This is a genomic window from Hydrotalea sandarakina, from assembly GCF_003254115.1.
Taxonomy (GTDB): domain Bacteria; phylum Bacteroidota; class Bacteroidia; order Chitinophagales; family Chitinophagaceae; genus Hydrotalea; species Hydrotalea sandarakina.
In genome coordinates this window covers 31,225-56,148 of sequence record NZ_QKZV01000011.1, presented here as the reverse complement: position 1 = coordinate 56,148, position 24,924 = coordinate 31,225, and the positions used below count along the sequence as shown (strand labels likewise).

The 24,924-nt window shown below is 35.7% G+C and carries 29 protein-coding genes; all 29 read left to right on the top strand.

Annotated features, from left to right (window positions below; genetic code table 11):
* Window positions 1-10: 10 nt before the first annotated feature.
* Entirely contained in the window at window positions 11-418 is a 408-nt protein-coding gene (locus LX80_RS13230; RefSeq protein WP_111297135.1) for a c-type cytochrome, read from the top strand.
* An 18-nt stretch (window positions 419-436) separates the two neighbouring features.
* Window positions 437-1,540 (top strand): XdhC family protein, encoded by a 1,104-nt coding sequence (locus tag LX80_RS13225; protein ID WP_111297134.1) that lies wholly within the window; start codon window positions 437-439, stop codon window positions 1,538-1,540.
* The gene (locus tag LX80_RS13220) at window positions 1,537-2,130 is read left to right on the top strand and encodes a nucleotidyltransferase family protein (RefSeq protein ID WP_111297133.1); all 594 of its coding nucleotides are present in this window, start codon (window positions 1,537-1,539) and stop codon (window positions 2,128-2,130) included. The genes LX80_RS13225 and LX80_RS13220 overlap by 4 nt, the downstream gene beginning before the upstream one ends.
* Window positions 2,131-2,133: 3 nt before the next feature.
* A complete protein-coding gene (gene moaA, locus LX80_RS13215) occupies window positions 2,134-3,114 on the top strand; it encodes a GTP 3',8-cyclase MoaA (protein WP_111297132.1) in 981 nt (326 codons plus the stop codon).
* Between the two features lie 16 nt (window positions 3,115-3,130).
* Window positions 3,131-4,306, top strand: coding sequence for a molybdopterin molybdotransferase MoeA (locus LX80_RS13210; protein ID WP_146250529.1), 1,176 nt, complete (start codon window positions 3,131-3,133; stop codon window positions 4,304-4,306).
* 9 nt (window positions 4,307-4,315) lie between these two features.
* The gene (locus LX80_RS13205; RefSeq protein WP_111297130.1) at window positions 4,316-5,041 is read left to right on the top strand and encodes a sulfite exporter TauE/SafE family protein; all 726 of its coding nucleotides are present in this window, start codon (window positions 4,316-4,318) and stop codon (window positions 5,039-5,041) included.
* A 9-nt stretch (window positions 5,042-5,050) separates the two neighbouring features.
* On the top strand, window positions 5,051-5,275 hold the full coding sequence (locus LX80_RS13200; RefSeq protein WP_111297129.1) for a MoaD/ThiS family protein: 225 nt from the start codon (window positions 5,051-5,053) through the stop codon (window positions 5,273-5,275).
* A gap of 3 nt (window positions 5,276-5,278) precedes the next feature.
* Window positions 5,279-6,379, top strand: a complete 1,101-nt coding sequence (locus LX80_RS13195; protein WP_111297128.1) for a HesA/MoeB/ThiF family protein — start codon at window positions 5,279-5,281, stop codon at window positions 6,377-6,379.
* A gap of 4 nt (window positions 6,380-6,383) precedes the next feature.
* Window positions 6,384-6,827, top strand: coding sequence for a molybdenum cofactor biosynthesis protein MoaE (locus LX80_RS13190; protein ID WP_111297154.1), 444 nt, complete (start codon window positions 6,384-6,386; stop codon window positions 6,825-6,827).
* A 1-nt stretch (window position 6,828) separates the two neighbouring features.
* Entirely contained in the window at window positions 6,829-7,731 is a 903-nt protein-coding gene (gene moaCB / locus LX80_RS13185; RefSeq protein WP_111297127.1) for a bifunctional molybdenum cofactor biosynthesis protein MoaC/MoaB, read from the top strand.
* 241 nt (window positions 7,732-7,972) lie between these two features.
* Window positions 7,973-8,575 (top strand): Crp/Fnr family transcriptional regulator, encoded by a 603-nt coding sequence (locus LX80_RS13180; protein ID WP_111297126.1) that lies wholly within the window; start codon window positions 7,973-7,975, stop codon window positions 8,573-8,575.
* Window positions 8,576-8,641: 66 nt separating this feature from the next.
* Window positions 8,642-9,256: a DinB family protein gene (locus LX80_RS13175; protein ID WP_111297125.1), complete on the top strand. Its 615-nt coding sequence runs from the start codon at window positions 8,642-8,644 to the stop codon at window positions 9,254-9,256.
* Window positions 9,257-9,274: 18 nt separating this feature from the next.
* Complete coding sequence (locus LX80_RS13170) at window positions 9,275-9,877, top strand: hypothetical protein (protein ID WP_146250528.1); 603 nt, start codon at window positions 9,275-9,277, stop codon at window positions 9,875-9,877.
* A gap of 105 nt (window positions 9,878-9,982) precedes the next feature.
* Entirely contained in the window at window positions 9,983-10,558 is a 576-nt protein-coding gene (gmk, locus tag LX80_RS13165; protein WP_111297123.1) for a guanylate kinase, read from the top strand.
* A gap of 82 nt (window positions 10,559-10,640) precedes the next feature.
* The gene (locus LX80_RS13160; RefSeq protein WP_111297122.1) at window positions 10,641-11,459 is read left to right on the top strand and encodes an SDR family oxidoreductase; all 819 of its coding nucleotides are present in this window, start codon (window positions 10,641-10,643) and stop codon (window positions 11,457-11,459) included.
* 51 nt (window positions 11,460-11,510) lie between these two features.
* A complete protein-coding gene (locus LX80_RS13155) occupies window positions 11,511-12,950 on the top strand; it encodes an amidohydrolase (RefSeq protein ID WP_111297121.1) in 1,440 nt (479 codons plus the stop codon).
* Between the two features lie 171 nt (window positions 12,951-13,121).
* A complete protein-coding gene (locus tag LX80_RS13150) occupies window positions 13,122-14,075 on the top strand; it encodes a methylenetetrahydrofolate reductase (protein WP_111297120.1) in 954 nt (317 codons plus the stop codon).
* 192 nt (window positions 14,076-14,267) lie between these two features.
* Window positions 14,268-15,602 (top strand): alpha-L-fucosidase, encoded by a 1,335-nt coding sequence (locus LX80_RS13145; protein ID WP_111297119.1) that lies wholly within the window; start codon window positions 14,268-14,270, stop codon window positions 15,600-15,602.
* Between the two features lie 63 nt (window positions 15,603-15,665).
* Entirely contained in the window at window positions 15,666-16,244 is a 579-nt protein-coding gene (locus LX80_RS13140) for a Crp/Fnr family transcriptional regulator (protein ID WP_111297118.1), read from the top strand.
* Window positions 16,245-16,323: 79 nt separating this feature from the next.
* Window positions 16,324-16,812 (top strand): NAD(P)-binding domain-containing protein, encoded by a 489-nt coding sequence (locus tag LX80_RS13135; protein WP_111297117.1) that lies wholly within the window; start codon window positions 16,324-16,326, stop codon window positions 16,810-16,812.
* A 49-nt stretch (window positions 16,813-16,861) separates the two neighbouring features.
* A complete protein-coding gene (locus tag LX80_RS13130; protein ID WP_111297116.1) occupies window positions 16,862-17,965 on the top strand; it encodes an alkene reductase in 1,104 nt (367 codons plus the stop codon).
* A 32-nt stretch (window positions 17,966-17,997) separates the two neighbouring features.
* Window positions 17,998-18,714 carry a 3-ketoacyl-ACP reductase gene (locus LX80_RS13125; protein ID WP_111297115.1) on the top strand — a complete coding sequence of 239 codons (717 nt, stop codon included), beginning with the start codon at window positions 17,998-18,000 and terminating at the stop codon, window positions 18,712-18,714.
* Between the two features lie 23 nt (window positions 18,715-18,737).
* Window positions 18,738-19,577 carry an oxidoreductase gene (locus tag LX80_RS13120; RefSeq protein ID WP_111297114.1) on the top strand — a complete coding sequence of 280 codons (840 nt, stop codon included), beginning with the start codon at window positions 18,738-18,740 and terminating at the stop codon, window positions 19,575-19,577.
* 381 nt (window positions 19,578-19,958) lie between these two features.
* Window positions 19,959-20,429, top strand: a complete 471-nt coding sequence (locus LX80_RS13115) for a hypothetical protein (RefSeq protein WP_111297113.1) — start codon at window positions 19,959-19,961, stop codon at window positions 20,427-20,429.
* 23 nt (window positions 20,430-20,452) lie between these two features.
* A complete protein-coding gene (locus tag LX80_RS13110) occupies window positions 20,453-22,162 on the top strand; it encodes a hypothetical protein (protein ID WP_111297112.1) in 1,710 nt (569 codons plus the stop codon).
* A gap of 17 nt (window positions 22,163-22,179) precedes the next feature.
* Window positions 22,180-22,383 (top strand): hypothetical protein, encoded by a 204-nt coding sequence (locus tag LX80_RS13105; RefSeq protein WP_111297111.1) that lies wholly within the window; start codon window positions 22,180-22,182, stop codon window positions 22,381-22,383.
* Window positions 22,383-22,922, top strand: a complete 540-nt coding sequence (locus tag LX80_RS13100) for a hypothetical protein (RefSeq protein ID WP_111297110.1) — start codon at window positions 22,383-22,385, stop codon at window positions 22,920-22,922. The genes LX80_RS13105 and LX80_RS13100 overlap by 1 nt, the downstream gene beginning before the upstream one ends.
* 1 nt (window position 22,923) lies before the next feature.
* A complete protein-coding gene (locus tag LX80_RS13095) occupies window positions 22,924-24,477 on the top strand; it encodes an AAA family ATPase (protein ID WP_111297109.1) in 1,554 nt (517 codons plus the stop codon).
* A gap of 1 nt (window position 24,478) precedes the next feature.
* Window positions 24,479-24,811, top strand: coding sequence for a DUF6150 family protein (locus tag LX80_RS13090; RefSeq protein ID WP_111297108.1), 333 nt, complete (start codon window positions 24,479-24,481; stop codon window positions 24,809-24,811).
* Window positions 24,812-24,924 lie beyond the last annotated feature (113 nt).

The following is a 24,924-nucleotide window of genomic DNA, read 5'->3' as shown; positions in this document are numbered from 1 at the left end:
ACACTTAAATATGAAAAAAATTATTAGCAGCATGGCTTTATTAACGATTGGCTTTTTGGCGGTTTCATTTCAACAAGATAAAGCATTAAAGGAAAGTATAGCAAGAGGCAAAGAAGCCTATGCTTTGTATTGTCAAAACTGCCATATGGAAAATGGAAAAGGGCAAGAAGGCATGTTTCCGCCTTTGGTTAAAACCGATTTTATGCAAAAGCCTGTTGAGGCATTTATAAACGTAATTTTAAAGGGTCAACAAGGTACCATAACCGTTAATGGCGTACAGTACAATAACGTTATGCCTGCTCAGGATTATTTAACCAACGAACAAATTGCAGACATTATTAATTATACACGAAACAGTTGGGGTAATAAATTAAAAGGCATGGTTACACCCGACAAAGTAAATGGTTTGCGTAATTAAGTAGTTTTAAAATGAGGCATGAAAGAAATAAAAGATATTATTGTTGCTTACACCAAAGCCTGTGCTTTACAACAACATACGGCTTTGGCAACAGTGGTAAAAGTTGAAGGTTCCTCATACAGAAGGCCGGGTGCCAGAATGTTGGTAAACGAAACGGGTGAACTTACAGGTGCCATAAGTGGCGGATGTTTAGAAGGTGATGCATTGAAAAAGGCACTGTTGGCCATACATCAAAATAAAAAGAAAATTGTAGTTTACGATACTACCGATGAAGATGATGCTAAATTGGGCATTCAGTTAGGATGTAACGGAATTGTATCCATTTTATTTGAGCCATTACCATTAGAAGTTGAAGTGCCCAACAATCCGATAAATACCTTACGGAATGCCATTGCCGATAGAGGAAACACTGGTATTGTGATATGTGGCTTTGATTCCGCCTCACAAAAACACTTAGGAACCACAGAATTGAACTTACTCCCATCTTCCATACAGAAAGCCATTACCGATATTTTACAAACAGAAAAGATTAATAATGGTCATATTACGCAAGAATGGGAGGGTTCCCAACAGCAATTGTTTATACAACAGGTTCAACCTTCCATACAATTAATAATTGTTGGTGCGGGAAATGATGCCATTCCTTTAGCCAAAATGGCTGCAATAGCCGGCTGGCAAATAATATTGGCCGATGGCAGAAAAACACATGCAACGGCTCAACGTTTTCCTCAAGCGGAACAAATACAGGTGGGAAAACCGCATGAAGTGGTTCCGCAATGGCCGATAGATACAAATACCGCTATTGTATTAATGACCCACAACTATAATTATGATTTAGCTGTGTTAGCGGAATTGCAAAAATTACCTCCATTGCCATACATCGGCTTATTAGGCCCCGCTTCTAAAAGAGATAGATTATTGAATGATTTGGCTGAACAGGGAATTGAGTTCTCTGATGATCAAAAAAAGAATATTTATGGTCCTACCGGCTTAAACCTTGGTGCAGAAACTGCAGAAGAAATTGCCGTTTCAATTGTAGCAGAAATTATGAGCGTATTAAATAAAAAAAATCCGTATCACTTACGTGATAAATCAGCGGCCATTCATGCAAATCATTTATGAAAACAGGCATTATTATATTAGCTGCAGGCGCTGCAACAAGAATGGGTAAACCTAAAATGTTATTGCCATATGGCGAAAAAAATCTATTGCAACACATTGTTCAACAAGCACAACAAATACCATCTGAAGGCATATTAATTGTTACCGGTTATTATGATGCCATGATAAAACAAGCATTCAACAATTATCCAATAAACTTGGTTTACAATGAACAATGGAAGGAAGGAATGGCTTCTTCTATAAAATTGGGATTACAGTGGTGGCTTGAACAGAATAATGCTTTAACACAAATAATGATTTTAGTGAGTGATCAACCTTATTTAAATGCTGATATTTTAAATAAACTATTACAGCAACAGCAACAAACACAAAAGGGAATCATAGCGGCCACTTATGATGGAATAACAGGAACCCCTGTTTTGTTTACGCGCCCATATTTTCCCCAACTACTTCAATTGATGGGTGATAAAGGTGCCGGAAATATTTTAAAAGCATTTTCTGAAGATGTAGCTGCCATTTCTTTTGAAGCGGGAAAATATGATATTGATACACCGGAGGATTATGAACAATTTTGCCTCCACAATAACTAAACCATGTTAATTGATTCGCATCAGCGCATACATACTTATCTACGTATATCTCTAACCGATAATTGCAACCTGCGATGTTTTTATTGTATGCCGGCTGAACAATATAGTTTTATGCCTACAGCACATTTAATGCAGCCTTCTGAAATTTTTCAGTTGGCCAAGATATTTGTTGCACAGGGTGTTACTAAAATTCGTTTAACCGGTGGTGAACCTTTGGTAAGAAAAGATATTGCTGAAATTATTCATTTGCTGGCAAGCTTACCGGTATCATTAACCTTAACAACCAATGGAATAAGGGTTCACCGATTTATTGATGTATTCAAAGCAGCGGGCATAACATCAATCAATGTTAGTTTAGATACCTTACAAAAAGATAAATTCAAACAACTAACCCGCCGCGATGAGTTTGAACGGGTAAAAAATAATATTGACTTGTTGCTTCAACATAATTTTAAAGTAAAGGTGAATGCAGTAGTGGTGAAGGGTGTGAATGAAGATGAGTTGTTAGATTTTGTGCAATGGACTCAACATACCCCCATTGACGTACGTTTTATTGAATTTATGCCTTTTGAAGGAAATCAGTGGAAAAGCGATAAATTGGTAACCTATCAACAAATGTTGGATAGAATTGCATCAGTGTATGATATTGTGTCCATTCCGGGTGATATACACGACACAAGCAAGCAATTCAAGGTGCATAATTTTGTAGGAACTTTTGCAATGATAACTACCATGAGCGCACCTTTTTGTGAAGGTTGTAATCGTGTTCGATTAACGGCAGATGGTAAAATGAAAAACTGCTTATTTGGTGCCGAAGAAACAGATTTGCTAACACCTTTAAGGAATCAACAAGATGTATTGCCATTAATTCAACAAAATATATTGGCCAAACATAAAGCTTTGGGCGGTCAATTTTCTAATCAATTTAATTTAATTGATGCCAATAGCTTGCACAATAGAAGCATGATTGCTATTGGCGGATAATGTGAATAATAAAATTATGGTTGCAGTAAATACCGCAAAAAAAATAATTGCTGAACAATGTGTGCAACTGCCTGTTGTGCAGGTTGATTTACTCAATGCCCTGAATTATGCATTAGCAGAAGACATATTTAGTCCTATTCAATTTCCGGCATTTCGTCAATCATCAATGGATGGCTATGCAATTTATTGGGAAGAAAAAGCCAACCCCTTATTCATTCAGGCAGCCATGCCGGCAGGTACAGAACAACCCTTGCTGTTACAGAAAGGAAAAGCCATTCAGGTATTTACCGGAGGTCCTATACCGGATGGTGCCAATTGTGTGGTTCAAAAAGAATGGGTTACCGTCAACAATTCAACCATTGAAATTCAACTCAATAACAACATTCAATTGGGTGATCATATTCGCAATATTGGCAGTGACCTGCAAAAAAATACTTTATTGCTGCAAAAGCATACAGTTATACAACCATCGCATATTGCTTTAATGGCTAGTGCCGGTATTACAACCGTAAAAGTTTTACAAAAGCCTTCTGTTGGTATTTTAATTACCGGTAACGAGTTGGTACAGCCCGGTAATACATTATCATTTGGTAAAGTGTACGATTCAAATGCTTTTACCATTCAAGCACATTTAAAAAAGGTTGGCATAACACAAATGCAAGTGCGTTATGTTTCCGATAATTTGCAGGAAACGGAAAATTCTATAAAAGAGTTACTACTGCATCACGATATCGTAATTATTACCGGTGGCGTTAGTGCCGGTGATTATGATTATGTTCCACAAGCTTGTATCAATGCCGGCGTGCAACAACATTTTCATAAAGTAAAACAACGCCCGGGCAAACCTTTGTTTTTCGGCACACAAAAAAATAAGCTGGTATTTGGTCTGCCTGGAAATCCGGCCGCGGTAATTTCCTGCTTATACCAATATGTTATTCCTGCTATTGATCAAATATGTGGTACACATACTATTCAATCCACAACAGCTAAAGTAAGTACAGCATTTCAAAAAAACATTCCATTAACCCAATTTTTAAAAGGATATTTGGAAGGAAACACGGTTAAAATTCTTCCTGCTCAGGCTTCCTATCAATTAAGTGCTTTAACCAATGCCAATTGTTGGATAGAATTAGAAGAATCAGATACACAAATTGAATCAGGGACAGAAAAAAGAGTTTATTTGTTTTTATAATGTAACTGTATGCATGAAATTTGGATTTATTTGTTATTCTTTTTGGTGGCTTTTTTCTATTCCAGTATTGGACATGGAGGCGCCAGTGGTTACTTAGCTGTAATGGCGCTTTTAAATTTTACACCGGCAGTAATGAAACCAACTTCTTTGCTGTTGAATACTTTGGTTTCATTCATTGCATTTGTATCATTTTACAGAGCCGGACATTTTAAATCAAAATTATTGTGGCCGCTAATTGCAGCTTCCATACCCTTTGCTTTTTTAGGCAGCATTTTACCTGTATCTGAATTGATATATAAGAAATTATTGGGTGTGGTATTGCTTATTTCTATTTTACGCTTGTTGTATCAAAATGCAGAAAAGCCCGTGGTAAAAAATCCGAAGTGGTATGTATTGTTTATCATTGGTGCATTAATTGGTTTAGTGTCGGGTATGATTGGTATGGGCGGAGGTATATTATTGGCACCGGTTTTATTACTGATGAGTTGGGCTACACAAAAGCAAACAGCCGCTATTTGTGCTATCTTTATTTTCTTAAATTCAATTTCGGGTATGGTAGGGCAACTAAACACCGGGTTCCCACTCAGTGCCCAAATTATTAGCATTATAATTATTGTTTTAGCAGGCGGATGGTTGGGTGCGTACATTGGTTCAAAAAAATTAAACGAAAAAGGCATGAAATACATGTTGGCCATTGTACTAATCATGGCATCCATTAAATTATTATTGGTTTAATTTGTACGTATGCAAGTATTGGTTTTTGGAAGTCTTACAGATATTGTTGCGCCTTTGCCTAACGATATAATCTGTGATAATACAGAACAATTGATTGGCTTGCTGGAAGCAAAATATCCGGCTATAAAAACAACTACCTATTTTATAGCTGTGAATGGGAAAATGGTACGTGAAAATACTTCATTACAACCAACAGATACGGTAGCCTTAATGCCGCCATTTTCAGGAGGATAGTGCATGTTAAAAAGCATAAATGAACGGTATAGCCGTCAAATCATATTACCGGGTTTTGGAGAAGCTGCCCAGCAAAAACTACAGCAAGCCAAAGTATGTATTGTAGGTATGGGCGCTTTAGGATGTCCTGCATTACAATATTTAACGGCTGCAGGTGTTGTCAATATGGGTATTATTGATGGGGATGTAGTTCAATTACACAACTTACATCGTCAACCGCTTTTTTTTTCTAATGAAGTTGGCGCATTAAAAGTAATGGTGGCAAAACAAAAAATGCAGCAACTCAATCCGTTGGTAAACATAACGGACTATCCTTTCCATATTCATCCGAAAAATGCATTACAAATACTCAGCGAATACGATATAGTTATTGATGCAACCGACAATTTTCCAACAAAATATTTATTAAATGATGCTTGTGCAATATTGCAAAAGCCATTGGTGTATGGAGCTGTTTCGCAATATGAAGGTCAAGTATCTATTTTTAATAATAATTTGAATGGCGGAAAAAATATACAATATCGAGATGTATTTCCAGACCCTGCGGCTACTGCAAATATTCAATCCTGCGAACAAGCGGGAGTGTTAGGCGTATTGCCGGGAATAATCGGCACATTACAGGCAACTGAAGTGATTAAATTCATTACGGGTATGGGACAGTTGTTGGATGGTCGTTTATTAACTTATAGAAGCTTAGAAACTCAATTTTATGAAATTGAACTTACTAAAAATGCTAATACTGTAAACATAAATGTAACCGAGTTTCAGCAAACAGATTATCAGCACATCTGTAATGCAGCGTCAACGGAAGAGTCGTTAAGTGTTGATCAGTTTAAGCAAATGCTGCAACAGCAATTATTGTTTGTTGTAGATGTTAGAGAGATGGGCGAATTGCCGCATGTAAATTTTGTAGATCATCAAATACCTTATTCACAAATAATACAAGCGAAAAATAATTTGCATATTCCCGTAACGAATAAAAACATTTGTATAATTTGTCAACAAGGTATTCGTAGCAGAAATGCTGCTACTATTTTTCAAAGCAAAACTTTGCAAAAAATATTTCATTTGCAAGGCGGGTTAAATGCATATTTCAACAGTTAAATGTATGAGTGAAAAAAAAATAAAAAACATTTTTGTAGAAGGGCCTATTTCCCCACAAAAAATAGCAGAGAGTATTGCACAACATGCCAGTAAAAAAAATATTGGAGCACATAGCATATTTTTAGGACAAGTACGGGCCGATGAAAAACCCGAAGGCATAGTTACTGCTATTGAATATACGGCATATGTTGATATGGCATTGGAACAAATGCATACCATTCGCGAAGCTATATTTCAAAAATATGCACTCACCTGTATGCATGTATATCATAGTTTAGGAGTAGTACCTGCCGGCGAGTTAAGTTTATTTGTATTTGTATCATCGCAGCATCGGAAAGCCGCTATAGATGCTTGTGAAGAATTGGTAGAAGCCATTAAATTTCAGCTGCCGGTTTGGGGCAAAGAATTATTAGATAATCAGCAAACCATTTGGAAAGAAAATCATTAATATGGTCAACATCACCCATAAATCAAACACTTTACGCAAAGCTGTTGCCGTTGCAAACGTAATGGTTTCTTTGCAAGAAACCATTCGGGCAATCAATGAAAAGCGAGTTCCTAAAGGCGATGTTTTTTCATTTGCTAAAGTGGCAGCACTGTTTGCCGTAAAAAAAACAGATACTGTTATACCCGATTGTCATCCTTTACCGGTTGAGTTTACTGATGTTCGATTTTCCGTGCATGATTTATGCATTACTTTGGAAGTAGAGGTGCACACCATTTATAAAACAGGCGTTGAAGTGGAAGCCATGCATGGGGCAGCTGTTGCAGCACTTACCTTGTATGACATGTTAAAACCAATTGACCCGCATATTGAAATACAACAAATAAAATTATTATCAAAATCTGGCGGCAAAAGTGACAGAAAAAATACGGAAGCCATCAATGCGGCAGTAGTGGTTTGTTCCGATTCTATTTCACAACAAAAAGCGACTGATAAAGCCGGCTTGGCTGTGGTTGATAAATTGAAGCAATGGCAAATTAATACCTTGCATTATACTATTATTCCCGATGAAGTAACAACAATACAAAATACTATTCATGAATTTGTGAACAAAAATATTCAGCTATTGATTTTTGTTGGGGGAACCGGAGTGTCTAAGCGTGATGTTACACCCGATGTGGTAAAACCTTTATTAGAAGTTGAATTGCCCGGCATTATGGAGCAAGCCCGCAGTTATGGTCAGGAGCGGATGCCATATGCTATGTTATCGCGGAGTGTAGCAGGATTTATTCAAAACACATTGGTATTAACCTTTCCGGGCTCAACAGGCGGAGCCACGGAATATATGGATGCTTTATTTCCTGCAGTATTGCATGCATTGAGTATTCGCAACAACGAACCACATTAGCAAATCTTCTATCTTTTTCATCTATCAATTATTTTATACTACTGTACGAAAATGATACAGTTTGGTGTGCCACCCATCATGCAAAAGCATGAAGTTTAGTTAATAAAAATAAAATAAAAATATATATGTAAAAAATTGAACAAATAAACTTTCCTTATATCATATTAAAAATACCATTTACCCTTTTTCAATTGTTACGCGAAATAATGCTTAAGAAATTTGTTGTGTAAATAAACCCTGCATGCAAACTTTTCTTGCTTATTTAAATAATTGGAAGTGGAACGATGAAAAAGCTTTGCATCATTTTGCAGATGCATTTACACCTTTGCGTGTAAAACGAAAAACTTTATTAACAGTAGCCGGGGAAACAGAGCGATACTTATATTTCGTAAATGAAGGTGTGCAAAGAATATTTTATGTAACCGATGAAGGGAAAGACATTACTTTATTGTTTGGTTATTCGGGTTCATTTTTTGGAAATGCAGATAGCTTTTTATTACAAAAGCCCGCAGCTTATTTTTTTGAAACACTAACGGCAAGCCATTTTTTACGCTTGCATTATGATCGATTACAACAATTCGTTCAGCAATACCCTTTCATTCAATATTTTTTATTAAGTGCAACCGCAGCGGCTTTACAAGGTACTATTCAAAGGCAAATTGAGTTACAGACTTACAGTAATGAACAAAAATTTCATGCTTTAATGCAGCGCAATGCCCACTTGCTAAATAAAGTGCCGCATAAATACATTGCTTCTTATTTGGGTATGGATGCTACCAATTTTAGTAAACTGCTTAATCACCAAAAAATTACAAATCATGGTAAATGCCAACATTTAGATTAATGCCATTGTACATTTTTGCATTGCGTATTCATATTTGATAGGTATATGTAAAATAAAAATTACTGTATGAAAAAAGTTGATACCCATTTATTCATTGAATCATTAATAGAAAAAGTACGTTCCACGATTTTTGAAGTGCAACAGTTAAGCCATTTCAACACAACGGTTTTATCTCTGCAACCAAACCGGCAATCATGGAGTGTGGCACAGGTTATTCAGCACTTAAATATTTATAACGAGTACTATATTCCTACTATAGAAAACAAGTTACATCTGCATAATACTAAGCCATTGCCAAAATTCACATCAGGTTGGTTAGGTAATTACTTTACTCATTTAATGGAACCTAAATCAGGTAATAATATTGGCAAAAAAATGAAGGCAATGAAAAGTGCTATTCCACAACAACAGCCCAATGCAGCAAAGGAAATCAGTGCCTTTATTCAAAATCAACATCAATTATTACAATTGCTTCAAGTTGCTACTAATGCCAATTTACAGACAATTCGTATTCCTACCTCTTTAAACAAATGGGTAACTCTAAATCTGGGTGATACGTTTCGTTTTTTAATTGCCCATCAAGAACGCCATTTCATTCAAATTAAAAATACTTTATCCATTACATCACAGCAAAACAAACAATATTACCCATCTGGTAGTCATGTTGTCCATCATCAATAAACTTTAAAAAATAAATTTATGTTTACTTTTAAAAAAATATTTGTCGTGTTATTGAGTGCAGCAGCATTTTTTTCCTGCACAAAAAAACCGGTTTGTCCAATACCTCCGCCGGAACCTTCATCCAATATGGTATATTTTAATTTGAATGACAGGGTTGTTAAACCCAATCAGAATGCTATTTCTATTGATGTAAATACCGATGGCAGGAAGGATTTGTTTTTTGGAGTAATGATGGTGGGTGATCCTATATTAAAACAAGACAAATGGGAGTTTATGGTTACATCGGATTTATATACACTTTTAGCGGTAAATTTAAATGAAGAAATGCCGGTAATGGAAGCAAACACGCTCATTCCTACCAATACTTTTTCCGGATATTTCTGGTATGGTGCATCCAGCATTATGATGGTTCAAAAGGTAATTAGCTTCGATAGGCCTGATTATTGGGAGGGCCACTGGATGCATGCCACCAAAAAATATTTACCCTTTCAATTGGTAGTAAATGCCAGACCTTATACCGGTTGGATTGAGCTAACCGTTGATACTGATAATGAACGAATAATTTTACATCGTGGCGCCATTTGCACACAAAGTAATGTTGCTATAAAAGCCGGGATTTAATGAAAGATACAATGTAGGAATGTGTTGCCGCAAAGCCTTGAATTGCCAGGGGGTGTTTTGTGAAAGCAATATATTCCTACATTGTTTTTTTTCTTTTATTTGCAAATGGAAAAAGTTGCAAATAAAATTATCATTATTACAGCCCCATCCGGTGCAGGTAAAACATCAATTACGCATTATTTATTAGCCAAATATCCCAAATTAGCATTTTCTATTTCAGCAACTACTCGTAAACCGCGCAATAATGAGCAAGATGGGAAAGATTATTACTTTATTAGTACCGATGAATTCCAACAAAAAATAAAAGAAAATGCTTTTATTGAATGGGAGATGGTATATGAAGGAAAATATTATGGCACCTTGCATGCTGAGTTAGAGCGTATTTGGGCGAATGGTAAAGTGCCTGTTTTAGACATAGATGTAAAAGGTGCTATACATGTGCAACAGCAATTTCCTAATCAAACGCTTTCCATATTCATTGAAGCCCCCAGTTTAGAGGAGTTGAAAAAACGGTTAGAAAGCAGAGGAACGGAAACCCCTGAAAGTTTGGCTACCCGATTAAATAAAGCCAGTTATGAAATTTCATTTAAGCATCATTTCAATATTGAGATAATTAATAACAATCTACAAGAGGCCTGCCATCAGGCAGAAACAGCCATTTGCAATTTTTTAGGCTGGTAACAATTGTGTAATTACAATAAATTTTTAACACCGCAATTTTTATAAAAACAAATAGCTTATCTTGTTTCCAAACAAGTAGCTTATGTTGTTTCAAAATAAAACCGTTTTCATTACCGGTGCCAGCAGAGGTATCGGCAAGGCTATAGCGTTAGCTTTGGCTAAGCAAGGGGCTAATATTGTTATTGCAGCAAAAAGTACTGAAGAAAATCCCAAATTGGGGGGTACTATTTTTTCTGCTGCTGATGAAGTAAAAGCGTTAGGTGCAAAAGCATTAGCTGTTCAAACCGATATTCGTTTTGAGGAACAAATACATGCAGCAGTTGATAAAGCAGTAGCCACTTTTGGTGGAATTGATATTTTAATTAATAATGCTTCAGCCATTCAACTTACCGATACACTTTCAACCGAGGCCAAACGATTCGATTTAATGCATAGTATAAATGTAAGAGGCACTTTTTTAGTAACGCAGGCTTGCATTCCACATTTAAAAAAAGGAAAGAATCCCCATATTTTAACCCTTTCACCCCCTATTAATTTGCAACCTAAATGGTTGGCACCACATATAGCTTATACTTTAACCAAATACAATATGAGTATGATGGCCATTGCTTGGGCACATGAATTAAAAGGTGATGGTATAGCCTCAAATGCCTTATGGCCCAGAACTACTATTGATACTGCTGCGGTGCGCAATTTGTTGGGTGGTGTTGCTTTGGCCAATCAGAGTAGAACACCACAAATTTTAGCGGATGCAGCTTCCTATATTTTACAAAAAAAATCAACAGAATGTACCGGCAATACTTTTATTGATGAACAGGTATTAACGAATGAAGGGATTACTGATTTTGATGTTTATTCCGTTGTTCCGGGTGCTACTTTGTTTAATGATTTATTTGTGTAAATTCATGGTTACATAATTTTCCTATTACTATATTACCAAAACTAAACACTTATGCGAAAATGGAAATTAATACTATTGGCCGGTACATTTATTTGGCCAATGGTTACAATGGCGCAAAATAGCCCATTAAAACAAACTGCTTTAACCGATTTGCAAGGGCAATACAACCACTATAAAAATGTGGAATTGCAAATTTGGAACTTTGCTGAAGTAGGGTATAAGGAAGTAAAAAGTTCTGCATTATTACAGCAGCAATTAAAAGATGCCGGATTTACTGTAGATGCCGGTGTTGCCGGTATTCCTACTGCTTTTGTTGCAACGTACGGCAATGGAAAGCCCGTTATTGGTATTTTAGCCGAGTTTGATGCATTGCCCGGTTTATCACAACAAGCGGTTCCGGAGAAACAACCCATAAACGGGCAAATAGCAGGACATGGATGTGGACACCATTTATTTGGTACTGCATCAGTAGCAGCAGGAATTGAAATTCAAAAACTAATTGCTTCAGGTCAATTAAAAGGAACTATTAAAGTTTATGGGTGCCCGGCTGAAGAAGGAGGAAGCGGAAAAGTATATATGGTACGTGCCGGATTATTTAACGATGTAGATGTTGTTTTGCATTGGCATCCCGGTGCAGAGAATGGCGTAACCATGACCAGTGCGTTGGCAAACATATCTGCCAAATTCCGCTTTCATGGTATTGCTGCACATGCAGCCGCTTCACCCGATAAAGGTCGTTCTGCATTAGATGCAGTAGAAGCAATGGATTATATGGCCAATATGATGCGTGAACACGTGCCACAAGAAACCCGCATTCATTATATTATTACGAATGGAGGTAAAGCACCCAACGTTGTGCCCGATTTTGCAGAGGTATATTATTATGTACGTCACCCCAATAAAGAACAAGTAAAATCAATCTTTGATCGATTGGTAAAAGCCGGTGAAGGGGCTGCATTGGGTACCGGCACCACAATGGATTATGAAATTATTGGTGGCACGCACGATTTATTGTTGAATAAAACCTTAGCACAGGTTATGCAAACCAATCTGGAACAAGTAGGTGGAGTTAGCTATACTGCCGATGAAATTGCATTTGGAAAAAAATTGCAATCCACATTCAACTTCACACCGCCACCTATTGAATCTGCAGCTACTATTAAGCCATTGAAAGAAGAACAAGATGCCGGAGGTGGTTCAACCGATGTGGGTGATGTTAGTTATGCAGTGCCAACTGTTGGTTTAAGAGCTGCAACCTGGATTCCCGGAACCCCGGCCCATAGTTGGCAGGCAACAGCTTGTGGAGGCACTGATATTGGCGCTAAAGGTATGATGGTGGCAGCCAAAACCTTAGCATTAACGGCAATTGATTTATACCAAAATCCATCGGTGATAGAAGCCGCAAAAAAAGAATTTGTACAAGCCAAAGGGAATTATCAATACAAGGCATTGTTAGGCGATAGAAAGCCCGCATTAAATTACCGCGATTAAACTAATAAGACTCATTTAATAGAAACCGCTTTCCGGAAAGGAAGCGGTTTTTTCATGTATTGGCAAATTTGTTTACAAAAAATTTTATTACTTCTTGTTTTTCTTCAAAATTGTTAACAGTAGTGCCCTAATTTTGGCAATTAAAAGCATCGCAACCATTTATACAAAGCAATGAAAGTAACCGAACACATTCAACAAGCTAAAAGCACTTTATTATCTTTTGAAGTTTTACCCCCGCTTAAAGGAAAAACCATCACTTCTATTTACGACCATTTAGACCCCTTAATGGAGTTTAAACCTTCTTGGATAAATGTAACTTACCACCGCAGTGAAACCATGTTTAAGAAAAAGGCAGATGGTTCGTTTGAAAAGGTTGAAGTGCGTAAAAGACCCGGTACGGTTGGCATTTGTGCTGCTTTAATGAACCATTATCAAATTGATACTGTTCCACACTTAATTTGTGGTGGCTTTACGAAACGTGAAAGTGAAGATGCACTTATTGATTTGAATTTTTTGGGCATTGATAATGTTTTGGTTTTACGAGGCGATGCTGCAAAAAATGAAGCCGGCTTTGAACCCGAACCTAACGGACACGCACATGCCATTGATTTACAAAAACAAGTAGTAAACCTGAATCACGGAATTTATATTGATGAAGATATTCGCGACGGCGGCAAAACCAATTTTTGTATTGGAACAGCGGGCTATCCTGAAAAACATTTTGAAGCGCCTAATTTAGAAATTGATTTGCAGTTTTTAAAAGAAAAAGTAGATGCCGGTGCCGATTATATTATGACGCAAATGTTTTTTGATAATCAAAAGTTCTTTGCTTTTGAAAAAGCTTGTCGCGATTTAGGTATTCAAGTTCCTATTATTCCAGGCCTAAAGCCAATAACTACTAAGAAACAATTAACCGTATTACCTCGTATTTTTCATGTAGATATTCCAACCGATTTATCGAATGCTATCCTAAAATGTAAAACAGATGCCGAGGTTGAAGCTATAGGAACAGAATGGTTAATTCAACAATCTAAAGAATTAAAATCGCACGGTGTTCCTGTGTTGCATTACTATACTTTGGGAAAACCTAAAGTAATACGTAATGTGGTGAAGGAAGTGTTTTAAACGTATTGGAAAGAAATATTTTTACGCCTCAATTTTTTTCTTTCCGGAGGTGTAATTAACCTCATCTGATTTTTCATTTTATAATGAAGGCTTTTTTACGCAGTTATTCGTGAGTTTCATCTTAACTTTAAAACCAAGTAAATGGAATTAACTACTTGCTAAACATGTTAAGATAAAACATCAACAAGATATATGCGTAAAATAATTATAGTGCTTGGTTGCCTTATGATATGGGGAACAACAAGTGCACAAGATGATAGTTCATATCAACCAAGTTCAGAAAACCTCAAAGCACGCCAATGGTTTCAGAATGCCAAATTTGGTTTGTTCATTCATTGGGGGCCTTTTAGTATTCCCGGTGAAGGGGAATGGGTAATGAATAATAGAAATATTACGGTAAAAAATTATACGCGCTTAATGGACTTCTTTAATCCTATTGCCTTTGATGCCGATGCATGGGTTAAAATGGCCAAAGATGCGGGCATGCAATATATTACGTTAATAACCCGACACCATGATGGATTTAGTATGTGGGACACTAAGCAGTCCGACTTCAACATAATGAATACCCCCTATCATAAAGATGTAGTAAAAATGATGGCAGATGCCTGCCACCGACAAGGGATAAAGCTGTTTTTTTATTATTCCTTGTTAGATTGGCGAAGGGAAGATTATTCGTGGACTACAGGTAGAACTGGTAAGGGAACTGGACGAACCCATCAAGAAGATTGGAATCATTATATACAATTCATGAAAAACCAACTTACAGAATTATTAACTCAATATGGACCTGTTGCGGGCATTTGGTTTGATGGTTATTGGGATCAGCTGCCAAAGGGTGAGAATAGTGTTAATGCACCTTTAGTAAATTGGCATTTAAATGAAATATACAAGCTTATTCATCAATTACAGCCGGCCTGTTTAATTGGCAACAATCATCATTTGCAACCTCTTTCCGGTGAGGATTTTCAAATGTTTGAAAAAGATTTGCCCGGTGGTAATACAACCGGTTTTGGTGGAGCTTCTATTTCCGGTTTGCCATTGGAAACCTGCGAAACCATTAACAATTCATGGGGGTTTAATATAACTGACACCAGTTACAAATCAACTACGGATTTAATTCATTATTTAGTACGTGCTGCCGGTTTTGGCGCCAACTTCTTATTAAATATTGGTCCAATGCCCAATGGTGCTGTGCAGCCTGAATTTCAGGAACGTTTAGCTTTTATGGGCAAATGGTTAAAAACATACGGGACTAGTATTTACGCAACCAGGGGAGGATATATACGTCCTCAACCATGGGGTGCCATTACACAAACTAACGGTAAGGTATTTGTGCATGTATTGGCAGATAGTGTTACTAATTTACAGTTAACTAATTTTCCTTTTCAGCAAATAAAAAAAGTGTATTGGTTAATGAATCAACAACAGGTTCCGGTAAAAATGCAAAATCATGTTTTAAGCATATCGGCTATTCAGCAGCAACCCAACGAGCCGGATAGGGTAATTGTTGTGGAAGGTGAATAAACAAGTATTGATGTAATTGTATGTTAATTTCAATTGCTTCAATTTATAGCTATTTTTGTACTAATGTTTAATGTTTTATTGGCACATATTCAGGAAAAGGTAACCCTTTCAGTGGGTGATGTAGATTTACTAAAATCATTCTTCATTCCTAAGAAGCTAAGAAAGCGCCAATACATTTTACAGGAAGGTGATGTTTGCAAATATTTAATGTTTGTAGAAAAAGGGTTGTTACGCATGTATCATGTGGACGATAAAGGTGCCGAGCATATGATACAATTTGCTTGGGAAGGCTGGTGGATGGCGGATACATACAGCTTTTTATCCGGCGATATATCTCAATATAATATTGACGCTATTGAAGATGCTGAATTATTGATGATTACTCTTCCCAATTTTGAAGCCATGTTACTTCAACTTCCTGTAATGGAAAGATATTTTCGCATACTTTTTCAAAATAATATTATTTCCAAGGAAAGAAGATTGATTAATACTATCAGTTATTCGGCAGAAGAAAGATATAAACGTTTGGTTGCTGCTCATCCTGAAATGATTCAAAGAATTCCGCAAAACCTCATAGCCTCTTATCTTGGATTAACACCTGAAACCCTCAGTCGAATTCGCAAAAAATTAATTCAATCTTAATTAACGGGTTGATGTAAATCAATTGAATTTCTTGTGCTGGCTCAAGTTTCTAAAATTACTAACGGAGTAGCTTTGCAGTATGAAAAGCATAGGCTATAATAATAGTGTAGCAATAATTGGTGCAAACAGTAATATGGGCGCACAATTTGCAATGGCAATAGCTAAAGCATATCGTTTGTTGTTAATTGATAGTGACGAAATGCAAACGTCATTATTAGCTGCTAAAATCAAACATATAACACAATTACCTGGTGCTGTAGAAGTGCTTTCTTGCAGTAAAGATGCTTCTTGGGAGGCAGATATTATTGTATTGGCTTCTCCAACAGTTACACATGCTTTAATTGCAAAAAAAATTGCAGAAGTAACTACCTGTAAAACTATACTGCAAATTTCAAATGCAAATGATGAGTTGGTCTCAATCCAGAACATTCTACCCCACTCTCATGTTATCAAAGTAACAATCAATGATTCAATTGCTATGTTTGAGGGAAAAAATAGGGAAGCCATACAATCAGCACTGCAATTGTTATCATTTACTAATTGGACTATAATTGAAAAAACAAATTAACATAAATTTATTATTGATATTTTTTACAATTTATATAAAATAAAAAAACATGCAGCAAGAACTTTTATTTACACCTTACAATTTAGCAGGATTAACTTTAAGTAATAGAATGGTTATGGCACCAATGACTAGAAGCCGTGCAGATAACCCAGGCCATGTACCTACAACGTTAATGGCTGAGTATTATGCTCAAAGAGCCAGTGCGGGATTAATTATTACGGAAGGCGTGCCTGTTAGTACAAAAGGAGTAGGTTATATTAATGTTCCCGGCATATATACACAAGAACAAGTAGAAGGCTGGAAACTGGTAACCAAAGCAGTACACGATAAAGGCGGTAAAATTTTTGCTCAACTTTGGCATGTTGGACGCATATCGCATCCTGATTTTCATAACGGAGAATTACCTCTGGCGCCTTCAGCCATTAATCCTAACGAAAAATCATATACCGTTAATGGATTTGTAGATACCGTGACCCCAAAAGAAATGACTTTGGCCGATATTCAACAAACTATTCAAGATTTTAAGCAAGCAGCAATAAATGCTATGGCTGCAGGTTTTGATGGCGTTGAAATACATGGCGCAAACGGATACTTATTGCACCAGTTTTTTAATGGAACTTCTAATAAGCGTACCGATGCTTATGGCGGCAGCATTGAAAATCATGCCCGTATATTGTTCGATATTTTAGAGGCTATACAACAAGCGGTTAGTTTGCAAAAAGTTGGGGTTCGGTTAAGTCCTTCGTTAAATGGATTATTTGGAATTACCATGGATGAAAATACCATTCCTACCTTTGAATACATAGTAAAAAAATTAAACGACTATCCGTTAGCTTATTTACATTTAACAGAGCCATTTGTGTCTGTTGATCATTTGCCTTATGCGGTTACACATGTTGCAAAACATTTTAGACCTTTGTATAAAGGAACTTTGATGATTAACAAAGGGTTTAATAAAACAACTGCCAATGCAGTATTGGCTGCCGGCGAAGCAGATCTGGTATCTTTCGGTGTGCCCTATTTAGCGAATCCGGATTTGGTGGAAAGATTTAAGCAAGATGCACCATTAAATGCACCGGATCAAAGTACTTTTTATACCCCCGGTGCAAAAGGATATACAGATTATCCAACTCTATCCACAACAACAGTTTAAACAATTTTTATAACCATCAATTAATTAAGACTATGGAATCATTAAACGGAAAAACAGCCATTGTAACCGGTGCAGGTAAAGGCATTGGTAAAGCGTTGGCACTTGCTTTAGCCAAAGAAGGTGTTCATGTAGGATTAATTGCCCGTAGCGAAAAAGATTTGGAACAAGTAGCCAATGAAATTAGGGCAATGGGTGTGAAAGCTACTTATCACCATGCCGATGTTAGTAATCGTCATGAAGTAGAAACAGCAGTACAGCACATCCAAAAAAAATTAGGCCCTATTGATATTTTAATTAATAATGCCGGTACCGGTAAATTTGGTAAATTCTTAGAATTAACCCCCGAAGAATGGGAATACCAGGTGCGTGTGAACCTATTTGGTGTTTACCATGTAACCAGAGCCGTGTTGCCGGAAATGATAGAACGCAAAACCGGCGATATTGTAAATGTTTCCTCAACAGCGGGTTTAAGAGGGGCAGCTTTAACCAGTGCCTACAGCGCTTCAAAATTTGGTGTAATGGGATTAACAGAATCTTTAATGCAAGAAGTGCGTAAACACAATATTCGCGTAACTGCAATGGCACCTAGTACGGTAGTAACAGATTTGGCTATACAATCCAATCTCATTAATAATAATGAAGAAAAATTAATGCATCCGGAAGATTTTGCCGAATTGGTAATTGCTCAATTAAAATTGAATAGAAGGGTATTTGTAAAAGATGCTTCTATTTGGTCAACAAACCCCTAATTTTTATTAAGAAAGTTTATTACATGAAGAAAGTATGGTTTATAACCGGATGTTCCACCGGATTTGGTCGTGCCCTAGCCAATGAAGTATTGGCGCAAGGCTATAATGCTGTTGTTACAGCGCGTAATACAGCCGATATTGCAGATATAGCTTCACGCTATCCTAACACCGCATTGGTATTGTCTTTAGATGTAACAAGCACTACAGCTATTAAAAATGCAGTAACTAGGGCTATAGAACATTTTGGACAAATTGATGTGTTGGTAAACAATGCCGGTATTGGTTATTTTGCTGCAGTAGAAGAAAGTGAGGATGCCGAGGTAAGGAAAATGTTTGAAATTAATGTGTTTGGATTGGCTAATGTTACCAAAGAAGTATTGCCCTACATGCGCCAACGCCGAAGCGGGCATATTCTAAACATTGCTTCTATTGGCGGTTTGCGATCTTTCCCCGGGGTTGGTTTTTATAATGCCACAAAGTATGCGGTTGATGGGTTAAGCGAAGCATTGTATAAGGAGGTTGCCCCATTAGGCATTAAAGTAACCATCGTTGCGCCAAGTGGTTTTAGAACCGATTGGGCAGGTCGTTCAGCCAACAATTCATCTATACAAATTGCCGATTATGCTACTACTGCCCACAAAAACATTAACGATATAAGAGGGTATAGTGGCAAACAACCCGGCGATCCGGTAAAAGCAGCAAAAGCAATGATTCAAATAGTTGAATCTGAAAATCCGCCTTTACGATTATTGTTGGGAGCAGCTGCTTTACGAGGTGCAAAAGCCAAGTTGGCAGAGCTGCAACACGATTTTGAAACTTGGGCCACTGTTACGGAAGGCGCCGATTATCCTAAAGAAGAATAGATAGAATAGAAAATTAACACACACACTAAGCGGTAGTAACAAGCGTAGTTACTGCCGCTTTTTTATTTTCCATTAATTGAAGCAAATAATATGCTTGTGCTATTATTAGCTTAAGCCAAATAATGCATTTACAATACATTGGTTAATAACCAACTATGTTAAATATTGAAAATCAATTATTTTGAATGTTTTATTTAGAATCTTGGTTCACAACTGTTTTTTTAACTATTCTTTAAATTTTTTAGTATAGTTCAATAAAATTTGTAAAGTAATAAAAAGAACAACTATTTAAGATTTAACCTCTTCTGGCTCAGTTCAGTATTTGAGTTTTAAAAATTAAATAAACTGCATTTTCAAATTTATTATAAAAAATTAAGCTATATGCCTAAAATAATGCTACAAAATCAGGAAGATTTTCAATATAAATCAGATATAGAACAAAAAGAAAAAACGGACGGGCGTTCTTCAAGTTCGCATCAATTTCTCAATTTAAAGAAGCGATCACTTGCCTATATGAATTGCATTGAAAAACTTGATGCAGGAAATTTAGCGAATAACACAAAGAGTATAGAAGAAGTAATTCAAACAATTAAATCAGAATTTTCGAAAGATGATTTGGTTGACCTGCCATTAGGAATTTTATCGAAGTGTGCTTTAGGTCATCCGTACGACGTGCATTTAATTGATTTAAGTGGCAAACAAATTATACGTCATTACAAAATCAGCGAATTTTTAGATGAGCAATTTGAGAGGGGACGCAATTTGGCCAGGCATGATGCTTATAAGATGATAGAAATTTATACAAATAAAATCGTGTTGATTCGCAAAGATGGTTCTACAGTACAATTATAAAAAAACAACATAAAAACATTAATATGGCAAATCATGTAATATCCTATGCCGACCTTTCTTACATCAATAGCGCTTTAAGAGCAATCAGTTCTGATGTATCGGAAATTAACTCTGAAATCAGTTTATTGAAACTCAGTCATCAGTCAATTCAAGCCGAATTAACAATATTAGCCAGCAAGTTTTACCAATTTTTAAAAGAGGATGCCAAGCATAAAGCCTTACAACTTGCTGAAACTAGACAAGGAAATTTAAAGCAGGATTTGCACATTAAATACGGATATTATGCAGAAGTGAGAAGATTGGCTACGGGAATACTGCAAGGCGTTGATGCTGGAATTGTAAGTGATGGGGCAATAAGAATGGCTACTGAAGAAATGATGTTAAAGGCGCCGGGATATTGGTTAGCCCCTGCCTTGGTAACAATAGCATCATGGATTAGAAATGATAAATCAACTTGCGAAAAAGCATTAAAAGAAGCACTAAGGCGTGATGATTACAGGACTTCCCTATTTTTAATGCTAATAATGCGCAGATTAAAAAGGATGCAAGCCAGTACAAAGTGGTTAGAGCGCTGTTTTATGCACCAAGATCCATTTAATCTTGAAAGAGAGTTCATAATAATACTAGAGGCAGTTACTATGGGCTTATTTTTGCCTTCTGCTCGCCAAATAATGATGTCTCATATAAAAAATTGGCTAGAAATAATTTCTCAAAAGGAAAACTTTATAGAGGAACAAAAATTACAATGGGTTAATTTCTTTGCCTCAAAAGCACCAATTAAAGAGAATGAATATGTATTATTAGAAAAATTTTCAACTAATTGGAATGAGTTAGAAAATTCATTAAAAGAGGCAAGAACTCATGAAGTTTTGAGCAATTATTTTAAAGATATAATTAACCCTTCCAGAGATTTTTCGAAAAATGTGGTAGAACAACTAGACGAAATACTTAATTTATTGGTAACAAATTTTGATGACGAAGAATTACCATTGCAAAAAGAGGTTAGATTAAATCAACTCATCATTCAAATGGAAGGTGATAAAGCTGCTGCTCAGGCGGTAATGGATGCGGAAAAAAATATTTATAAAGAAAAAGTAAATTTTTTACAACTACTTGCAAATGCCACATTCAATCCTGATATATCAGGTGCTAATAAAGTAACACAAGCATTAGCTGTTTCAATTTGTTTGCCGTGGATAATACCTGCCTATGAAACATTTACGGCGCAATGTAGAAATAAAATTCCAGCAACAGTAGAGTTAGACATTGACGGGTTTAAAGCAACTACTATAGATGGTAGCAACCAAAACGAATTGTTCGAAAAGCATGATGCATATTTTCAACAAATTTTATTAAAAGAAACAGAAAAAATACCTCAAAATACTGCTGGTTATTTAATGGCACTTTTCTTTATATTGATAAGTATTTTTATTTTTTACAACTACAGTAGTTTATACTTTTTTAGTGCTGTCATTTTAATATTTGGTATAGGATTTTTTATTTATTTATTAAATAAATACAATAAAGCCAAGAAAGCCGTTAATCAAAGAATTAATGAAAGAAAAGAAAAGTCCAGTATTATTTTAAATGGCTGTATTACTGAAATTGTAGATTATAGAAAAGAACTAACACTTGAAGATGCCAAATCGGAGAAACTTTCAGAACTGCTGGCATCTATTGTTCCTGAAAACTTTACCGGTATATCAAGAGAAACTGCTAGAAATATTATATAAATTAAAATATTTTTTTTATGGCCAATATTTTGTTTAATCAATCTGAAAATCAATCTGAAAAAAATCAAATTTCAACCGAAAAAAATATTGCAAATATGCAAGATGTAAATAATAAAGAATATTTACAAAGCATTAATGAAAATAAAAATTCCATATTTCCTGATTGGGATATCTTTCCGCCATATGAGTTTATTAATCCTCGAATTAAAAAACAATCATAATGTCTTTAAAAACATATTCAGAATTTGTAAATCTTTTGGAAAAATTTAGTAAGGGTGATGATACTGTATTGAATCAATTGATGGAATCAGATTTCAAAATTGATAAAGGCAGTGCTTACCGCTACTGCCTGAAAGTAGAATCGGCATATAAGGAGCGAAAACTTAGCTGGCTTGATAAATTTCATCGTTCTTTTCAAGTTCAAACCTATAAATCTATTAATGAATTTGAAATTACATTGCATAATGCTTTTCAAAATTTTATACCGCTTGCCAAATTTATTGCTTTGAAAGACTTACCGAAAGAAGTAAGTGAAGCTTTAAAAAAGGATCTTGAAAGCTTTATAGAAGAGATCAAAAAAACTTTAAGGAAAAATATTTCCCCGTATTCTAATAAAAGCGATCATATGCTAATGCTGATAAATGCATTTACATTGAGTAATATTTTAGAAAATTTCACAGCAGTTAATACGGGTAATAAAAAAGAGAAATCTAATTCAAATGATAAACAACCGCCATTAGGACGGCAAATCATATTCTAACATGTCAAATAAAAAAGAATTCAAAACATCACTGCAACGAATGCTAAGAGCTCGTATACCATTTATTTCAATTAGAAGTATTGAAAGGACAAGGGTATTAGAAGTTATTCAGCAATTGGCAGAAGAAATTAATATTCCCATTTATGTACACAGTTTATCACATGGTACGTTTGATGTTAGAACCAAAAAAAATGTGAATGATGATCGGACTGTTGCGGGCGGATTAGATTTTGCTGTTCAAAACATTGCACAAAGACTTAATTTGACCTTCGTTTTTACTGAAGTCAGTGATATTGAAGATGATAACATAGTTTCTCGACACATTTATGATGGTGTTGTACAAGCAATAGAACATGGTGGAAGTATCTGTTTAATTACAACAAAAAGCATTTGGCCACAATTACAAAGATTGGGAATGACAATTACTTTGGATACACCGAATGAAGAAGAAATGTTAGAAGTTGTAAAAGATTGTGTGCTTCCATATAAAAATTCCATTACGATTGAATGGGATGAATCAGATTATAAAATGGCTGCATCCATTTTGGCAAATATGACCAAAATTGAAGCTGAAAATGTTTTGGCTACACAAATGGCAAAGGGTAATTTAACAAAAGATGACCTTAAAGAACTAGTTAATGCGAAAGATAAGTTATTTAGTGATATTTCAGGTCTTGAAAAAGTAAAAATTGAACCTTCATTACTTTCTGTGGCCGGATTGTCTGGTTTGCAACATTGGTTAGAACATCAAAAAAAATTATTAACTGCAGATTTAAAATCAAGAAAATTAAGACCACCTCGTGGAGTATTATTGGTTGGTGTGCCGGGATGTGGAAAATCTCTTTCCGCTAAATACATTGCAGCAAATTGGAATTTACCTTTATATAGGTTGGATCTTGCAGCAATTCAGGGGCAATATCTCGGTCAATCGGAAAACAGATTAAAAGACGCATTAGCTTCTGCTGACAATGCAGCACCCTGCATTTTATGGATTGATGAAATAGAAAAAGGCTTATCGGGTGCAACTGCTTCAAGTGATGGTGGAACTTCAGTAAGAATGGTAGGCCAATTTTTATTCTGGTTACAGGAAAGCACAGCAAAAGTTTTCATAGTTGCAACAGCTAATGATGTGTCTAAATTACCACCAGAACTATTGCGCAAAGGAAGGTTTGATGAACTTTTTTTTGTTGATTTACCCGGCGAAGAAGAAAGAAAAGATATTATTCAACTTTATATACAACGTAATCTCTTATCAAAACCCTCAGATCAAATGCTGCAACAGCTTATTAATATATCAGAGGGCTTTGCCGGTTCTGATATAGAAGGTGCAGTAAGAGATGTTGCCATTCAAGCTGTAATACACGGTGATAATTTTGTAGATGATACCTTATATGAAAAATGTTTTAAAAATATTGTTCCCTTAAGCAAAACCGCACCGGAAAAAATTGAAGCTATTCGAACTTGGGGAAGAGAACGAGCTCTCCCCGCCTCAGGTGTGGCATGGGGAAATACCATGAGCGATAGAATATTAAATAAACGTTCAATCATTGTTTAAAATGAAAGGAGTGTTATTGATAATTGCATTTTTCATATACGGTAGTGGCTTTTCGCAAAAAGTTTTTGTGGTAAATTATGCCAGCCAAGCCGATGTTAAAGTTTTTATTGTAAACTATGAGTCGCAGGCCGATTTAAAAGTATATAAAGTAAAGTACCAATCAGAAGCAGGAAATAACAATGGAAAATGGTTTTTTGTAAACTATGCATCAGAGGCAGACAAAAAAATTTACTTTGTTAATTACGAAACACAGGCCGACCTTAAAATTTATTTTGTAAAGTATGAAGCACAAGCAGGGTGGAGAAATAAAAACAAAGCATATTTAATGTATTAACTATGAACAGATTGATACTTAAACGAATAAACATTTTGACATTGCTGAACGAATAATATTTAAACGTTAATTTTTATTGATAATACATAAATACAATGTTGCTTCATTAAAGA

Bases quoted from the DNA above. Each gene is read 5' to 3' on its own strand.
- LX80_RS13230 (WP_111297135.1), top strand. From the start codon at position 11: ATGAAAAAAATTATTAGCAGCATGGCTTTATTAACGATTGGCTTTTTG.
- LX80_RS13225 (WP_111297134.1), top strand. From the start codon at position 437: ATGAAAGAAATAAAAGATATTATTGTTGCTTACACCAAAGCCTGTGCT.
- LX80_RS13220 (WP_111297133.1), top strand. From the start codon at position 1,537: ATGAAAACAGGCATTATTATATTAGCTGCAGGCGCTGCAACAAGAATG.
- moaA (WP_111297132.1), top strand. From the start codon at position 2,134: ATGTTAATTGATTCGCATCAGCGCATACATACTTATCTACGTATATCT.
- LX80_RS13210 (WP_146250529.1), top strand. From the start codon at position 3,131: ATGGTTGCAGTAAATACCGCAAAAAAAATAATTGCTGAACAATGTGTG.
- LX80_RS13205 (WP_111297130.1), top strand. From the start codon at position 4,316: ATGCATGAAATTTGGATTTATTTGTTATTCTTTTTGGTGGCTTTTTTC.
- LX80_RS13200 (WP_111297129.1), top strand. From the start codon at position 5,051: ATGCAAGTATTGGTTTTTGGAAGTCTTACAGATATTGTTGCGCCTTTG.
- LX80_RS13195 (WP_111297128.1), top strand. From the start codon at position 5,279: ATGTTAAAAAGCATAAATGAACGGTATAGCCGTCAAATCATATTACCG.
- LX80_RS13190 (WP_111297154.1), top strand. From the start codon at position 6,384: ATGAGTGAAAAAAAAATAAAAAACATTTTTGTAGAAGGGCCTATTTCC.
- moaCB (WP_111297127.1), top strand. From the start codon at position 6,829: ATGGTCAACATCACCCATAAATCAAACACTTTACGCAAAGCTGTTGCC.
- LX80_RS13180 (WP_111297126.1), top strand. From the start codon at position 7,973: ATGCAAACTTTTCTTGCTTATTTAAATAATTGGAAGTGGAACGATGAA.
- LX80_RS13175 (WP_111297125.1), top strand. From the start codon at position 8,642: ATGAAAAAAGTTGATACCCATTTATTCATTGAATCATTAATAGAAAAA.
- LX80_RS13170 (WP_146250528.1), top strand. From the start codon at position 9,275: ATGTTTACTTTTAAAAAAATATTTGTCGTGTTATTGAGTGCAGCAGCA.
- gmk (WP_111297123.1), top strand. From the start codon at position 9,983: ATGGAAAAAGTTGCAAATAAAATTATCATTATTACAGCCCCATCCGGT.
- LX80_RS13160 (WP_111297122.1), top strand. From the start codon at position 10,641: ATGTTGTTTCAAAATAAAACCGTTTTCATTACCGGTGCCAGCAGAGGT.
- LX80_RS13155 (WP_111297121.1), top strand. From the start codon at position 11,511: ATGCGAAAATGGAAATTAATACTATTGGCCGGTACATTTATTTGGCCA.
- LX80_RS13150 (WP_111297120.1), top strand. From the start codon at position 13,122: ATGAAAGTAACCGAACACATTCAACAAGCTAAAAGCACTTTATTATCT.
- LX80_RS13145 (WP_111297119.1), top strand. From the start codon at position 14,268: ATGCGTAAAATAATTATAGTGCTTGGTTGCCTTATGATATGGGGAACA.
- LX80_RS13140 (WP_111297118.1), top strand. From the start codon at position 15,666: ATGTTTAATGTTTTATTGGCACATATTCAGGAAAAGGTAACCCTTTCA.
- LX80_RS13135 (WP_111297117.1), top strand. From the start codon at position 16,324: ATGAAAAGCATAGGCTATAATAATAGTGTAGCAATAATTGGTGCAAAC.
- LX80_RS13130 (WP_111297116.1), top strand. From the start codon at position 16,862: ATGCAGCAAGAACTTTTATTTACACCTTACAATTTAGCAGGATTAACT.
- LX80_RS13125 (WP_111297115.1), top strand. From the start codon at position 17,998: ATGGAATCATTAAACGGAAAAACAGCCATTGTAACCGGTGCAGGTAAA.
- LX80_RS13120 (WP_111297114.1), top strand. From the start codon at position 18,738: ATGAAGAAAGTATGGTTTATAACCGGATGTTCCACCGGATTTGGTCGT.
- LX80_RS13115 (WP_111297113.1), top strand. From the start codon at position 19,959: ATGCCTAAAATAATGCTACAAAATCAGGAAGATTTTCAATATAAATCA.
- LX80_RS13110 (WP_111297112.1), top strand. From the start codon at position 20,453: ATGGCAAATCATGTAATATCCTATGCCGACCTTTCTTACATCAATAGC.
- LX80_RS13105 (WP_111297111.1), top strand. From the start codon at position 22,180: ATGGCCAATATTTTGTTTAATCAATCTGAAAATCAATCTGAAAAAAAT.
- LX80_RS13100 (WP_111297110.1), top strand. From the start codon at position 22,383: ATGTCTTTAAAAACATATTCAGAATTTGTAAATCTTTTGGAAAAATTT.
- LX80_RS13095 (WP_111297109.1), top strand. From the start codon at position 22,924: ATGTCAAATAAAAAAGAATTCAAAACATCACTGCAACGAATGCTAAGA.
- LX80_RS13090 (WP_111297108.1), top strand. From the start codon at position 24,479: ATGAAAGGAGTGTTATTGATAATTGCATTTTTCATATACGGTAGTGGC.